Annotated in this window: 14 protein-coding genes and 2 pseudogenes; 2 read left to right on the plus strand and 14 right to left on the minus strand. The window is 71.6% G+C overall.

The genetic code is table 11. The features are described 5' to 3' along the window. The first annotated feature begins 37 nt into the window (after positions 1–37). Positions 38–2,548 carry a DUF3516 domain-containing protein gene (locus AB0O15_RS31725; protein ID WP_364325994.1) on the plus strand — a complete coding sequence of 837 codons (2,511 nt, stop codon included), beginning with the start codon at positions 38–40 and terminating at the stop codon, positions 2,546–2,548. Positions 2,549–2,576: 28 nt separating this feature from the next. Here the strand turns inward: AB0O15_RS31725 and AB0O15_RS31730 are convergent, their stop codons facing one another. Next, entirely contained in the window at positions 2,577–3,218 is a 642-nt protein-coding gene (locus AB0O15_RS31730) for a hypothetical protein (protein WP_364325997.1), read from the minus strand. Between the two features lie 178 nt (positions 3,219–3,396). Next, complete coding sequence (locus AB0O15_RS31735) at positions 3,397–4,419, minus strand: EamA family transporter (RefSeq protein ID WP_364326000.1); 1,023 nt, start codon at positions 4,417–4,419, stop codon at positions 3,397–3,399. Between the two features lie 83 nt (positions 4,420–4,502). Between AB0O15_RS31735 and AB0O15_RS31740 the strand changes: the two are divergent. Then, positions 4,503–5,294 (plus strand): annotated as a pseudogene (locus tag AB0O15_RS31740) (LysR family transcriptional regulator); the annotation flags it as partial. Here AB0O15_RS31740 and AB0O15_RS31745 read toward each other — a convergent pair. The 12 genes and pseudogenes from AB0O15_RS31745 to AB0O15_RS31800 form a co-directional block, all read right to left on the minus strand. After that, on the minus strand, positions 5,257–6,219 hold the full coding sequence (locus AB0O15_RS31745; RefSeq protein ID WP_364326003.1) for a DMT family transporter: 963 nt from the start codon (positions 6,217–6,219) through the stop codon (positions 5,257–5,259). The pseudogene AB0O15_RS31740 and the gene AB0O15_RS31745 overlap by 38 nt on opposite strands. A gap of 74 nt (positions 6,220–6,293) precedes the next feature. After that, positions 6,294–7,118 (minus strand): helix-hairpin-helix domain-containing protein, encoded by an 825-nt coding sequence (locus AB0O15_RS31750; protein ID WP_364326005.1) that lies wholly within the window; start codon positions 7,116–7,118, stop codon positions 6,294–6,296. Positions 7,119–7,216: 98 nt separating this feature from the next. Further along, positions 7,217–7,402: pseudogene (locus AB0O15_RS31755) on the minus strand (hypothetical protein); the annotation flags it as partial. Between the two features lie 52 nt (positions 7,403–7,454). Next, on the minus strand, positions 7,455–8,006 hold the full coding sequence (locus tag AB0O15_RS31760; protein WP_364326008.1) for a MerR family transcriptional regulator: 552 nt from the start codon (positions 8,004–8,006) through the stop codon (positions 7,455–7,457). 129 nt (positions 8,007–8,135) lie between these two features. Continuing rightward, positions 8,136–8,600 (minus strand): bifunctional nuclease family protein, encoded by a 465-nt coding sequence (locus AB0O15_RS31765; RefSeq protein WP_364326011.1) that lies wholly within the window; start codon positions 8,598–8,600, stop codon positions 8,136–8,138. A gap of 118 nt (positions 8,601–8,718) precedes the next feature. Further along, positions 8,719–9,390 carry a MerR family transcriptional regulator gene (locus AB0O15_RS31770; RefSeq protein WP_364326014.1) on the minus strand — a complete coding sequence of 224 codons (672 nt, stop codon included), beginning with the start codon at positions 9,388–9,390 and terminating at the stop codon, positions 8,719–8,721. A gap of 62 nt (positions 9,391–9,452) precedes the next feature. Further along, the gene (locus tag AB0O15_RS31775) at positions 9,453–9,905 is read right to left on the minus strand and encodes an FHA domain-containing protein (protein WP_285686973.1); all 453 of its coding nucleotides are present in this window, start codon (positions 9,903–9,905) and stop codon (positions 9,453–9,455) included. Between the two features lie 188 nt (positions 9,906–10,093). Further along, positions 10,094–10,474 (minus strand): glycine cleavage system protein GcvH, encoded by a 381-nt coding sequence (gene gcvH, locus AB0O15_RS31780; protein WP_364326018.1) that lies wholly within the window; start codon positions 10,472–10,474, stop codon positions 10,094–10,096. A gap of 32 nt (positions 10,475–10,506) precedes the next feature. Next, positions 10,507–11,214 carry a DUF881 domain-containing protein gene (locus AB0O15_RS31785; RefSeq protein WP_364326185.1) on the minus strand — a complete coding sequence of 236 codons (708 nt, stop codon included), beginning with the start codon at positions 11,212–11,214 and terminating at the stop codon, positions 10,507–10,509. Between the two features lie 500 nt (positions 11,215–11,714). Next, positions 11,715–12,047: a small basic family protein gene (locus AB0O15_RS31790; protein WP_285686975.1), complete on the minus strand. Its 333-nt coding sequence runs from the start codon at positions 12,045–12,047 to the stop codon at positions 11,715–11,717. Beyond that, positions 12,044–12,919 (minus strand): DUF881 domain-containing protein, encoded by an 876-nt coding sequence (locus tag AB0O15_RS31795; RefSeq protein WP_364326022.1) that lies wholly within the window; start codon positions 12,917–12,919, stop codon positions 12,044–12,046. The genes AB0O15_RS31790 and AB0O15_RS31795 overlap by 4 nt, the downstream gene beginning before the upstream one ends. Continuing rightward, on the minus strand, positions 12,916–13,584 hold the full coding sequence (locus tag AB0O15_RS31800) for a CDP-alcohol phosphatidyltransferase family protein (RefSeq protein WP_364326025.1): 669 nt from the start codon (positions 13,582–13,584) through the stop codon (positions 12,916–12,918). The genes AB0O15_RS31795 and AB0O15_RS31800 overlap by 4 nt, the downstream gene beginning before the upstream one ends. Positions 13,585–13,632: the final 48 nt, after the last annotated feature.

Raw genomic sequence — 13,632 nt, forward strand, 5'->3', positions numbered from 1 at the left:
ACCCGGCCATCACGGTGTCCATAGACTGGACATCATCATGAACCTGACCGAACGCCTGCCCGGCACCCCAGATCCCGAGACCGTCCTCGACGCCTTCACCGGCTGGGTGACCGAGCAGGGGCTGACGCTCTACCCGCACCAGGAGGAAGCGCTCCTGGAGATCACCACCGGGTCGAACGTCATCCTGAACACCCCGACCGGCTCCGGCAAGAGCCTGGTGGCCACCGGCGCCCACTTCGCCGCCCTGGCCGACAAGCGCACCACCTTCTACACCGCCCCGATCAAGGCGCTGGTGTCCGAGAAGTTCTTCGCCCTCTGCGCGACCTTCGGCGCCCACAACGTCGGCATGCTGACCGGCGACGCCAGCGTGAACGCGGACGCGCCGATCATCGCCTGCACCGCCGAGATCCTGGCCAACCTGGCGCTGCGCGAGGGCCCGGACGCCGACGTCGGCCAGGTGGTGATGGACGAGTTCCACTTCTACGCCGAACCCGACCGCGGCTGGGCCTGGCAGGTGCCATTGATCGAACTGCCCCAGGCGCAGTTCCTGCTGATGTCGGCCACGCTCGGCGACACCACCCGCTTCGTCGACGACCTCTCGCGGCGCACCGGCCGGTCGACCGCGGTGGTCGCCACGGCCGATCGGCCGGTCCCGCTGCTCTTCGAGTACGCCATGACGCCGCTGCACGAGACGATCGAGGAACTGCTGAACACCCGGCAGGCCCCGGTCTACATCGTCCACTTCACCCAGGCCGCCGCCCTGGAACGGGCCCAGGCCCTGATGAGCATCAACATGTGCACGCGCGAGGAGAAGGACAAGATCGCCGCGGCGATCGGCAACTTCCGGTTCACCGCCGGCTTCGGGCGTACGCTGTCCCGCCTGGTCCGGCACGGCATCGGCGTGCACCACGCCGGCATGCTGCCCAAGTACCGCCGCCTGGTGGAGACCCTGGCCCAGGCCGGCCTGCTCAAGGTGATCTGCGGCACCGACACCCTCGGCGTCGGCATCAACGTGCCGATCCGCACGGTCCTGTTCACCGGCCTGTCCAAGTACGACGGGGTGAAGACCCGGCTGCTCAAGGCCCGCGAGTTCCACCAGATCGCCGGTCGGGCCGGCCGGGCCGGGTACGACACCGTCGGCACGGTCATCGTGCAGGCGCCGGAACACGTGATCGACAACGAGCGGGCGATGCTCAAGGCCGGTGACGATCCCAAGAAGCGCCGCAAGGTGGTCAAGAAGAAGCCGCCGGAGGGTTCCGTCGGCTACGGCCGGCCCACGTTCGACCGGCTGATCGAGGCCGAGCCCGAGCCCCTGACGTCGTCGTTCCAGGTGTCCCACGCGATGCTGCTGAACGTCCTCGGCCGCGGCGGCGACTCGTTCTCGGCCATGCGCCACCTGTTGCTGGAGAACCACGAGGACCCGGCCGCGCAACGCCGCCACATCCGCCGCACCGTGGCCATCGCGCGCGCCCTCCTGGCCGGCGGAATCATCGAGAAGGCCGGCGGCACCTACCGCCTGGTCGAAGACCTCCAGATCGACTTCGCGCTCAACCAGGCCCTGTCCCCCTTCGCGCTGGCCTGCCTGGAACTGCTCGACCGCGAGTCACCGGACTACCCGCTCGACGTCGTGTCGGTGATCGAGGCGACCCTGGAAGACCCGCGGCAGGTGCTGTCGGCCCAGCGCCAGAAGGCCCGCGGCGAGGCCGTCAACGCGATGAAGGCCGAGGGCATCGAGTACGAGCAGCGGATGGAACTGCTCGAGGACGTCACCTGGCCCCGCCCGCTGCTGGAAATGCTCGAGGCGGCCTACGACACGTACCAGCGTGGCCACCCCTACATCGCCGACCACGAGCTGAAGCCGAAGTCCGTGGTCCGCGACATGTACGAGCGGGCGATGACCTTCACCGAGTACGTGTCGTTCTACGGCCTGTCCCGCTCCGAGGGCCTGGTGCTGCGCTACCTGGCCGACGCGTACCGGGCGCTGCGGCAGACCGTGCCCGAGGAGGCCCGCACCGAGGAGCTGACCGACCTGATCGAGTGGCTGGGCGAACTGGTCCGCCAGGTCGACTCCAGCCTGCTCGACGAGTGGGAACGCCTGCGCGACCCGTCCTTCGACCCCGCTTCCGACGAGGCGGCGGCGCGCGTCGACGACAAGCCGCCCGCGGTCACCCGCAACGTCCGGGCGTTCCGGGTCCTGGTACGCAACGCGATGTTCCGCCGCGTCGAACTGGCCGCCATGCGCCGCTCCGGCGAACTGGGCGACCTCGACAGCGAGGCCGGCTGGACGGCCGACCGCTGGGCCGACGCCCTGGCCGACTACTACGACGAGTACGACCAGATCGGCACCGGCCCCGACGCCCGCGGCCCCGCGCTGCTGCACATCGAGGCGGGCCCGTCGACGTGGCGCGTCCGGCAGGTCTTCGCCGACCCCGACGAGGACCACGACTGGGGCATCGAGGCCACCGTCGACCTGGCCGCCTCGGACGAACTGGGCGCGGCCGCGATCCGGGGCATCGACGTCGGGCCGCTCTCGGAGGCCGAGCACTGACGCCGCTGTTCTACCGGCGGCCGCTGTCCTAGTGGCGGGTCCAGGGCGCGCCCGGGCGGTCGCGGTCTGCGCTCTGCCCCGCGGTCAGGTCGAGCCCGTCGAGCAGGCCGGGATCGTGCTCGACCGCGTGGTGCAGGTGCACGATCCTGGCCGCGCCGGCATCCGCGCCGGCCGCGCCGACGAGCCGCCACATCCCGTCATCGGCGCCGTGGCTCACCCGAAGGACGGGCTCACGACCGACCTCGCCGGCCTGAACGCAGGTGGTGCCCAGCAACCAGTGCCGCATCCACCAGGCGCGCCGGTCCCGCTCCATGACCTGGTCCGCGACCCACCAGACGAACGGCAGATCCGGGTGGGCGCGGGCCTGCTCGGCGCTCAGATCCGGGCCGCCCTCGGGCACCCGCTCGAAGGGCTCGTCGGTGAGCGAGTACGCGGGCCCGCCCTCATGCTCGAACACCACGGCATGAAACGTCCCGCCGCCCGGATTCCCGGCCCCGATGCCGACCGTCAGCCGCCCGACATGGTGCTCGGCGGCGTCGGCCCACCCGAACGCGTAGGAGGCGAGCTCACCCCCGGGCCCGACGAACTCCCCGAACGCCCGCCGGTCCATGCCTGAAGCATCGTGGGTCGGCGCCTCGGCGAGCGAGCCCTCCTGAACCTGGATCTGCACGCCCGCGAATGTAGCGGAGCACGGGCGCCCATCCACAGTCGCCGTCTCCTGTGGACAGCGCCCGCCGGACCCGCCGCCCGCGTGCTACCTTCCCGCCCACCCAGAGGGGTGGGGGCGGCGGCGGTGGCCGCGTCGAAATCAAGATCATTTCGCGGGCCCGGCCGGCGCGGGTGCCGACTCAGACGCGCAGCGCAGGCTCGGCGGGTTCTTCCGGCCCGACCGACGGGCCGGGCGCGGCCGGCGCGGGCGACGGCTCAGACGCCAGCGCGGGCTCGGCGGTCCCTTCCGGCTCGGCGGGCTCCTCGGGCTCCTCGGGATCGGCGGCCTCCTTCGGCTCGGCCGATGGGGCGGGTGCCGCGGACGGGGCAACGCGGGCGCCCGTGCGTTCGGCGCCGATGCCGGCCAGGACCACGAAAGCTATGCCGGCCACCGCGATCGCCGTGGGGGTCTGGCTCAGCACGAGCAGGCCGATCAGCAGGGCGAAGGCCGGCTCCAGGGCCATCAGGGTGCCGAAGGCGGCGGTTGTCAGGCGGCGCAGGGCCAGCAGCTCCAGGCTGAACGGGATCACCGGCAGCAGCAGGGCCAGGCCGGCGCCGGCCAGCAGCAACGACGGGCTCAGGTGGCCGAGGACCGACGGGCCGGCCACCAGGGTCGCCGCGATGCCGGCGACCGGCATCGAGACGGCCAGGCCGGTGAGGCCGGGTAGCGCGTCGCCGACCCGTTGGGTCAGGACGATGTACGCGGCCCAGCAGACCGCGGCGGCCAGGGCGAACGCCACGCCGATGGGGTCGGCGCCGCCGTGCCAGGGCTCGGTCAGGAGCACCACGCCGGCGGCGGCCGGGAGGGCCCACAGCCGGGCCCGGCCGGAGCCCCGGAACACGGCCACGCCGAGCGGGCCGAGGAACTCCAGGGCGCTGGCCGTGCCCATCGGCAGCCGGGCCACCGCGTTGGTGAAGAGGATGGTGACTCCGGCGGTCACCACGCCCAGCAGAACGCCGTTGAGCAGAACCTTCCGCGGCACGCCGCGCAGGCGGGGGCGGACCAGCAGCGGCAGCAGCACGCCGGCCCAGGCCAGCCGGAGCCAGGCCGTGCCGTCGGCGCCGATCCGGTCGATGAGGCCGACGGACACCGCGATGCCGAGCTGCACCAGGGCCATCGAGCCGAGGGCCAGCAGCGAACCGGAACGGGCGTTGTTCGTCATGTCCGCCAGTTCACCTTGAATAATCGTTCACGTCCACGTGCTTTTGGTGGACAAACCATTCATGATTACCGGACGATGGAGCGATGGAGACCCGCCGCCTGCGAATACTGATCGAGCTGGAACGGCGAAAGTCGATGCGGGCCGTCGCGGACGAGATGGGTATCACCACCTCGACCGTGTCGCAGCAGGTGGCGGCGCTGGCCAAGGAGGTCGGGGCCACGCTGATCGAGCCGGACGGGCGCAACGTGCGGCTCACCCCGGCGGGGCGGCGGCTGGCCGCGCACGGCGTGACCATTCTGGCCGCGGTCGACGCCGCCCGCCTCGACCTCGACCCGGCCGCCGAGCCGGTCGGCACGGTGCGGGTGTCCGGCTTCGCGACCGCGATCCGCCGTACGCTCCTGCCGATCCTGGCCGCCCTCCGGCCCACCCACCCGGGGGTCGGCGTGGCCATCCGCGAGTACGAGCCGGGCGAGCAGTTCGCGTTGCTGGCCTCCGACGAGATCGATCTGGCCCTGGTGTACGACTACAACCTCGCCCCGGCCACCTTCGACGCGTCGCTGCTGGCCTGGCCGCTGTGGGAGAACGTGTGGTGGCTGGGGGTCCCGGCCGACGCGCCGGACGACCTCGACCTGGGCGCCCAGGACTGGATCGTCAACTCGCGCAACCCGGCCGAGCAGGACGTCGTACGCACGCTCGGTTCGATGATGGGTTTCACCCCGCGCTTCGTGCACCAGGCCGACAGCCTGATCCTGCTGCAGGACCTGCTGGTGGCCGGAATGGGCATCGGACTGCTGCCGGTCGACCGGCCACCGCAGCCGGGCGTGCGGCTGGTCCGGCTCAGCGGTCCCGAGGTGCGGATGCGGGCGTGGGCGGTGGCTCGGCGGGGACGGGAGGGGTGGCCGCCGCTGGCGCTTCTGCTCGACCGTCTGAAGCGGACCGGCGACGGGACACCGCCACCCCGGCCAGGCACAGCGCCCCACCGGCCAGCGTGAGCCAGCCGGGCACCTCGTCCAGGAACAGCCACGACATGAACACGACCAGCGCCGGCACCACGTAGGTGGTGGCGCCGAGCTTGCCCGCGGTGGTGCGCGCCAGCGCGTACGCCCAGGTGGTGAACGCGATCGCGGTCGGACCGACCCCCAGGTAGATCATGTTCAGCGTGGCCGGCAGCGGCGCGCCGGCCACCTCGCCGGCGAGCCGGCCGGCGAACGGCAGCAACGCGACCGTGGCGACGAGCGTGGAGTAGGTGGTGATCTGCAGCGCGCTACCGTACCGGAGGGCCGGTTTCTGAGCGACCACCCCGATCGCGTAGGTGATCGCCGCCAGCACGCACAGCAGCACGCCGAGCAGCGACGACCCGCCGCCCGCGGACATCGACAGCCCGACCACCACGGTGCCGGCGAACGACACCGCGATGCCGAACCACAGCGACCGGGGCGCCCCCTCGCGCAGCAGCCACACGCCGAGCAGCGCGATCAGGATCGGGCCGATGTTCACCAGCAGCGCGGCGGTGCCCGCGTCGACCAGGCGCTCGCCCCAGTTCAGGAACACCATGTAGCCGCCGAACCAGAGCAGCCCCGAGGTCAGGATGCCCGGCCAGGCCCGGCGATCGGGCCAGCCCACCCGGCGGATCAGCGCCCACCCGCCCAGCAGCAGCGCCGCCGTGCCCAACCGGCCCAGGGCCAGCGCGCCCGGCGAATAGGCCGAGCCGGCGCTGCGGATGGAGACGAAGGCGGACGCCCAGAACAGGACGGTCACCGCGGCGGCCCCTAGAGCGACCGCCCGTTGTCGATCAGGCATGCCACGAATCTAGGGGCCGTCGCGGTGATTGTCCGAGCGATATTCGGACATCGAGCTCCAAGAAACTGCCAGGGTCAGGTACGGCTCTTCAGCGTACGGGCGAGCGCGGTGAAGCCCGCCTCGTCGCCCTCGGCGAGCAGGGCGGCCTGGCGCGGCCAGGTGCCCGCGGTGGCCGGGCGGCGCAGCTTCGCCGTGGTGATCGCCGAGCGGATCGCGGCGTCGTCGGCCACGGCCAGCTGGCCGTAGGTGGTGATCCCGGCGGCGTGCAGCGCGGCGGCCATCTTGGGGCCGATGCCTTCCAGGCGCTTGAGGTCGTCGCCGACGGCGATGCGCTGGGCGGGCACCGCGGCGACCGGCGCGGCCTCAGCAACCGGAGCAGCCTCAGCAACCGGAGCAGGCTCAGCAACCGGAGCAGGCTCAGCAATCGGTGCTGGGTCAGCGATCGGTGCGGGGTCAGCGATCGGAGCAGGCTCAGCGACCGGGGCGACCGCCATCTCGTGCGGCCGGGCGACCGGCTCGGGCTCCTCGACCGGCGCGGACGAGATTTCGCCCGGACGCGGGACCGGGGCGGTCTCAGGCTCGGGCTCCGGCGAAGGCGTGGTCTCCTCGACCAGGCCGGCGGAGAGGTGCGGCTTCGGCGACGAAGCGGGCTCGTCCTCGACCGGCTCGATCGTCTCGGACGGGACCGGCTCGACCGCCACGGTCACCGCTTCCGGCGCGGGAGAAGCCGTTTCGGGCGCGGGAGAAGCCGCCTCCGGCACGGAGGAAGGCGCGGCAACAGCCGCCTCGGACGCCGGCGCGGCGGACGCGGCCGGGGTCGTCGCGGCACGCCTCCCCCACACCAACCATCCGACGAGCAGACCGATCAGAAACGCCAGGATCGCGTAGACGAACGACACGGGAGACCTCCGCGGCCGGACAGGGGGTGGAAAAGACCGGGGAAGGATCGCACACGTCGATACCCGCAGTCACATTCCGTCCCGCGTGTCGGGCTGCCTCAGTTGCCGACGTACTCCCGAAGATGTCTCGCGGTGAGCGTTTCCGGCCCGCTGACCAGCTCGGACGGCGTACCAGTGAACACCACCCGGCCACCGTCGGCGCGCGCGCCGGGACCGAGGTTGATGATCCAATCGGCGTGTGCCATCACCGCCTGGTGATGTTCGATGACAATCACCGTGTTGCCGGCGTCGGCATCGTGGCTGTCGGCGATGTGCGTCACCGCAGCGACACTACGGTCAGCCGGCGCGGCGGCGGGCCCGGCGAGCGGCGAGCTCGTCACCCGCGGCGGGCTCGGCCGAGGTGTCGGTGCCCACCGGCTGGGGCGAGGCCGGCTCGGCCGGCAGGTTGGTCAGCGAGCCCTGGATCTCCTTGAACGCGCCGCCGATGGCGATGCCGAACACACCCTGGCCGCCCTGGAGCAGGTCGACGACCTCTTCGGGCGAGCGGCACTCGTACACCGTGGTCCCGTCCGAGATCAGCGTGATGCCGGCCAGGTCTTCCACCCCACGCGAGCGCAGCGTCTCGATCGCCTTGCGGATGTTCTGCAGCGACACCCCGGCGTCGAGCAGGCGCTTGACCACCTTGAGGACGACCAGGTCGCGGAACGAGTAGAGGCGCTGGGTGCCGGAGCCGGACGCGTCCCGGATGCTGGGCACCACCAGCGCGGTCCGCGCCCAGTAGTCGAGCTGGCGGTAGCTGATGCCGACCGCGTGGCAGGCGGTCACCCCTCGATAGCCGACGGAACCGTCCTCGCCGACCTGGGGCCCTTCAAGAGGCTGATCGTGCATGCGACTACCTCCCCATGCCACCGACTGAGACTCCATGAGCCTATATCTCAGCCGAGCGGGAAACAGGGAGGTAATACTGCGACACGCCGCGTACGGACGACCGGGGCCTTTGCCCCGATGCGTGCCGGATTATCCGGCGAAGTCCTCGGGGCGAACCTGGTCGAGGAACTCGCGGAACTTCTCGACCTCGTCCTCCTGCTCGTCCGGGATCACGATGCCGGCCTCGGTCAGCACCTGGTCGGCGCACCGGATCGGAGCACCCACCCGCAACGCCAGGGCGATCGAGTCGCTCGGCCGCGCGGACACCCGCAGGCTGTCACCGATCAGCAGATCGGCGTAGAACACGTTGTCCTTCAGCTCGATGATCTCCACGGCCTTCAACGGCTGTTGAAGGGCCGCGAGGATGTCCCGCAGCAGATCATGGGTCAACGGCCGGGCCGGCTTCACGCCCTGCTGCTCGTACGCGATGGCGGTAGCCTCCACCGCGCCGATCCAGATCGGCAGGTAACGGTCCCCGTCGACCTCTCTGAGCAGAACGATCGGCTGGTTGCTGGGCAGCTCCACCCGAACCCCGACCACGCTCAGCTCGCGCACCGCCGCCTCCGTGTGTCGATGTCATCGCCGCCGCACTTTCCAACGACTGCCCTACTCCTGCACGGTACACGCACGCCGTCCGTGTCCGTCTGCTGCGGCATGCCCCTCGGCGGGGGTTTCACCGGCCCAATTCGTTGCGCAGCCCCGCACGCACCAGTGCGGCGTGCAACCGCTGTGACAGCGCCTGCAGCTCACGCGCGGTTTCCGCGGCCCGGGCCCGGGCCCCGGGATCGTGCTGTCGCACCAGCGGCGCCAGCAGCTGGGTGAACAAGCCGACCTCGCGGTCGGCGCCGGCCCGGAAAGCACGCAGGTGACGCAGTTCGAGGCCGTGCCGGGCCAGGCCGGCCACCGCCTCGACGATCACCACCTGGTCGCCGTCGTACCAGCCGGGCGGCCGGGCCGTCACCAGCCCGGCCCGCTCCAGCTCGGTGAGCATCTCGTCGCTCACCCCGGTGCGTTGCAGCAGCTCCGCCCGCGGAACTCGGGTGTCCGCGGGATCGGCCGCACGCGTGGAACCGGCGGCCCCGACGGCGACCAGAGCGGGTCGCTGCGGAGGCTCCAGTTCCTGCTTGTCCAGCTGCTCCCGGATGACCCGCAACGGCAGGTACTGATCACGTTGCGCGGTCAGCACGAACCGCAGCCGGTTCACGTCGTCCTGCGAGTACTTCCGGTAGCCGGACGGCGTCCGCTGCGGGTCGACGAGGCCTTCCGCCTCGAGGAACCGCAGCTTGGAGATGGTCGTGTCGGGGAATTCGGTGCGGAGCTGAGCAAGCACCTCACCGATACTCATCAGCACGACATCGCGGCCCGGGCGTGCTGATCCCGGGTCGCGTGCGGCTGCCCCCGCCGACGTCACGCCTGGCCGCCCTCGCCCTCCGGCCGGGGTCCGGCGATGAACACGAGACGGAACTTGCCGATCTGCACCTCGTCGCCGTTGCTGAGCGTCGCGGCTTCGACCCGCTCGCGGTTGACATACGTCCCGTTCAACGACCCGACATCACGCACCGTGAAGGTGCCCTGGTCGCGGTGGAACTCCGCGTGCCGGCGCGACACGGTCACGTCGTCCAGGAAGATGTCGCTGTCCGGGTGCCGGCCGCTGGTCGTCACGTCGTGGTCGAGCAGGAACCGGGCGCCCGCGTTCGGCCCCCGGCGTACGACGAGCAGGGCCATGCCGGGCGGCAGCGAGCCGGACATCCGGCTCGGGACAACGTCCGTCTCCGGCCCATCGAGCACCTCGTCGAGCGCACCGAGGTTGAGCGTGGACGTGACGTCGAGTGGGGGAAACTCGTCGTCTGGGCGCGTCATGGACCACCTCACGGATCTGTCGCGGGTCGTGCCCCCTGGCGACCCGGGGCGCCCAGACGCGGCTGCCCACGGCCGCTGTCCGGGACGCCGGACACACGACTATAGGTTTCGAAGAGATAACAAGTTCTACACGTGCCACGCGAGCCTAGTCAGCCGTGGATCGACGGACAACCGGACGCGCGGGAGACTCAGTTCTCGGTCAGGGCCCGGTATCCGGCCGCGTCGAGCAACGCGTCCACCGACGCCGGATCGGCCGGAGCGATCTCCACCAGCCAGCCCGCGGCGTACGGCTCCGCGTTGATCAGTTCCGGCTCGTCGGCCAGCGTCGCGTTGCGCGACACCACCGTGCCGGCGATCGGCGCGTAGAGCTCGGACACGCTCTTGGTCGACTCGATCTCGCCGATCGAGTCACCGGCCCGCACCTCGGTGCCCTCGTCGGGCAACTGCACGTAGACGATGTCGCCCAGCGCGTCCTGCGCGAAGTGGGTGATGCCCACCCGCACCGGCCCGCTGCCGTCCGAGGCCACCCACTCGTGCTCGGACGTGTACCGCAGGTCCTCAGGAATCACACATTCCTCCGTAGTGACACCGGCCTGGTCGGTCAGGAGACCGGTCGTGCGTACTGCAGGGTGGTCGCCTTGCGCAGGGCGGTCACGTCGACCACCTCGCGGCGCTCGACCTGTACGCTACCGCCGTCACCCTCCACGGACGCGACCACCCCACCCGGGATGTTGAGCGCGGTTTCCATCGTCTGCGGCGGGCCGATCACGGAGAGTGTGTACGGCCCGGCCATCCGCTCCCCGTCGACCGCGATCCCGCCCTCCTGCGCGTCGACGAAGTAGGTGGAGGCCACGATCCGCACCGGCTGACCGCCACTCCCCTGCACCTGCATGACCTCGCCGCCGGCGCCGCGCAACTCCTGCACCGCGTTCAGCACGCCGGACGCCTTCACCCCGACCATGGTGATCCGCAGGCCCGGCCCCTGTCCCGGCAGCGTGCCGGCCAGCAGCCCCAGCTCCTCGGCGCGCCGGTCGGCCTCGGCCAGCGCCGCCTCCCGCCCGGCCACGCCCGAGGTCAGCTTCCGCTGTGAGGTCTCCAGCGCGGTGATCTCCTGCTGGAGCCGGGCGTCCTGCGACTCGAGGTCGGACAGGATCCGCACCAGGTCTTCCTGCCGCGCGGACGCCAGCCCCTCATCGGTGTTGTTGCTGCGCAGCTGGACCACCAGGGTGAACCCGAACAACGCCAGCAACACCGCGATCAAAGCCCCACCCGATGTCCACTTCTTCGCGGCTCGGGTCTCGCTTTTTATGGGTACGCCAGTCGGCTCCCCGTCAACGGCCTGGTCAGCAATGTCGACGGCGTTCACCGGTTCGGGTGACGCCGACACCTCCCGCCCAGCCGGGTCCGCGGCCTGGTCGTCACCCGCGCCTTGCGGCGCGGCTTCCGCTCGGCCGCCGGTCCCGGTCGCGCCGGCCGTCGGGGTGATGACCGTGGGCTCCTCGTCGGGGGCGGTGACCGTCGGTGGTGGCACCAGCCGGCGGGTCTCGCCGTCGTCCGGCTGAGGTCGCTCGACGCGGGTCGTCGGGCCGTCGCCCGGGCCGGCGACCAGCTCGGAACGCGTCAGCGAGACCGTCGGTTTGTTAGATGGATCATCTTCCGCGGTCCCGGGCGTGTCGGCCGGCTCCGGCGGGCGGATCGACGCGCGCGACTCCCCGGGCAGGGCGGGCATCCGGCCGGCCAGCGGCAGCTCGCCTCCGGCCGTACCCGTCGCCTCGGGTTCGGGTTTCTTGTCGGGATCGGTCATCGCGCCTAGGCCCGGAACAGGTGCCGGCGGATGGCGGCCACGTTGCCGAAGATCCGGACGCCGAGGACGACCACCACGCCGGTGGAGAGCTGGCCGCCCACGCCAAGTTGGTCGCCGAGATAGACGATCAGGCCCGCGACCAGCACATTCGAGACGAACGAGACGACGAACTGCTTGTCGTCGAAGATCCCGTCGAGCTGGGCGCGCACCCCGCCGAAGACCGCGTCCAGGGCCGCCACCACCGCGATGGGCAGGTACGGCTGCAGGCCCGGCGGCACGGTCGGGTGGAACACGATGCCGAGCACGACACCGGCGATCAGGGCGAGTACGGCGATCATCGGCCGCCTTCCGACGGTGAGGACGAAGGGACAAGGGGCGTGATCGGCTTGGCGACCCGCAGTTTGAGCTCGGTGGCGGCGTCCAGCGTGACGTCGTCGACCTCGGCCGCGTCGAACGACATCCCGTACCGCTTGACGAGCTCGGCGAAGAACCGGCCCGCGTACCCGTCCCGGAACTCGCTCTCCAGGTCGTCCGGGCCGAGCGCGACGATCTCGTACGGCGAGGTCACCGGCCGGAAGTCGACCAGGATCGCCTCGCCCGCCTGCCGGATCGTGGACGTCGCGGTCAGCCGCTCCCCGTTGATCGCGATGGCCTCGGCGCCGGCCGCCCACAGCGCGTTCGACGCGAGCTGGAGGTCGGTGTCCTTGACCTGCGCCTCGGTCCGCCGGTCGCCGGTGACCGGGTTGATCGTGGTCGCCCCGTCGGCCAGCGTCACCTGGACCCCGCTGCCCCGCACCGGCGCCAGCCCGGTGGCCGCCTCCAGGTCACGCAGCCGCTGCACGGCCGCGCCGCCCAGCTCGCGCTCGCGCAGGCCGGCCACCTCGGCCCGCAGCGACTCGGCGCGTTCCTGCAGCTCGCCGTTGCTGACGCGGCGGTCCTGCACCTGCTCGACCAGGGTGGCGTGGGCGCGGGTGCGGGCCGGCTCGTCCTCCATCGTCTGCCGGTAGGCCATCACCAGCAGCACACCCAGCAAGACCAGGGTGACCGCCATGATCGTCCGGTAGGTCTTCCGCGCGTTCGGTGACGGGCCTTCGCCACGCGCCTTGCGTTCGGCCGCGTCGGCGTACCCGGGGTCGAGCGGGTTCCGGAACAGCTCGGTCAGAAAGTCGGGGGTGAACGTGCGGCGTTCCCCGCCACCCGTGGCCGTCATCCGGTGACCGCCGCGGGCCCGGTCGGCGCCCCCGGCCCGGTGCCGTCGGTGTCCTGGGCCCGCTCGGCCCGGCGTTCGGCGCGGACCAGGCCGATCGTCTGGACCCAGTAGAAGACCGCGGCCGCCCAGTAGAGCGCGAGCGCCCACCACATCAGGCCCCAGCCGGTCGGGCCGAGCCAGTGCTCGGACCCCGGCAGGGCCTGGCTCAGCAGCACCAGCGGGAACGCCGCGAGCAGCACGAACGTGCCGGTCTTGCCGACGTAGTGCACGGCCGGCGGCCCGTACCCGTACCGGCGCAGCACCAGCAGCCCGACGCCGAGCACCACCTCGCGCATCAGCAGGGCCGCGGTCAGCCACCACGGCACCACCTCGCGCAGCGTGAAGCCGATCAGCGTGGCCAGGATGTAGAGCCGGTCGGCGAACGGGTCGAGCAGCTCACCGAGCCGGCTGACCTGGTTGAGGCGGCGTGCCGCGTAGCCGTCCACCCAGTCGGTCGTGCCCCCGGCCACCAGCACGATCACCGCGGCGATGTCATGTTCGGGCCCGAGCAGCAGGTAGAGGAAGAGCGGCACGCCGAGCAGCCGGATGAAGCTGATGACGTTCGGAACGGTCCAGATGCGCCGGGACGCGACTACAGGCGCGTGCGCAGACGGTTGCTGCGACATCGCGACTCCCTCTCCCCCGACGCTCATCACCGGGCCACCCGAACCCCC

Source organism: Actinoplanes sp. NPDC089786 (assembly GCF_040684855.1).
In the GTDB taxonomy this organism is placed as follows: Bacteria; Actinomycetota; Actinomycetes; order Mycobacteriales; family Micromonosporaceae; genus Actinoplanes.

What these genes read in the sequence shown, in the direction of transcription:
- AB0O15_RS31775 (WP_285686973.1), bottom strand. Translation starts at nt 9,905, where the DNA reads ATGACGCGCCCAGACGACGAGTTTCCCCCACTCGACGTCACGTCCACG.
- AB0O15_RS31795 (WP_364326022.1), bottom strand. Translation starts at nt 12,919, where the DNA reads ATGACGGCCACGGGTGGCGGGGAACGCCGCACGTTCACCCCCGACTTT.
- AB0O15_RS31790 (WP_285686975.1), bottom strand. Translation starts at nt 12,047, where the DNA reads ATGATCGCCGTACTCGCCCTGATCGCCGGTGTCGTGCTCGGCATCGTG.
- AB0O15_RS31745 (WP_364326003.1), bottom strand. Translation starts at nt 6,219, where the DNA reads ATGCCTGATCGACAACGGGCGGTCGCTCTAGGGGCCGCCGCGGTGACC.
- AB0O15_RS31760 (WP_364326008.1), bottom strand. Translation starts at nt 8,006, where the DNA reads ATGCACGATCAGCCTCTTGAAGGGCCCCAGGTCGGCGAGGACGGTTCC.
- AB0O15_RS31770 (WP_364326014.1), bottom strand. Translation starts at nt 9,390, where the DNA reads ATGAGTATCGGTGAGGTGCTTGCTCAGCTCCGCACCGAATTCCCCGAC.
- AB0O15_RS31800 (WP_364326025.1), bottom strand. Translation starts at nt 13,584, where the DNA reads ATGTCGCAGCAACCGTCTGCGCACGCGCCTGTAGTCGCGTCCCGGCGC.
- AB0O15_RS31735 (WP_364326000.1), bottom strand. Translation starts at nt 4,419, where the DNA reads ATGACGAACAACGCCCGTTCCGGTTCGCTGCTGGCCCTCGGCTCGATG.
- AB0O15_RS31725 (WP_364325994.1), top strand. Translation starts at nt 38, where the DNA reads ATGAACCTGACCGAACGCCTGCCCGGCACCCCAGATCCCGAGACCGTC.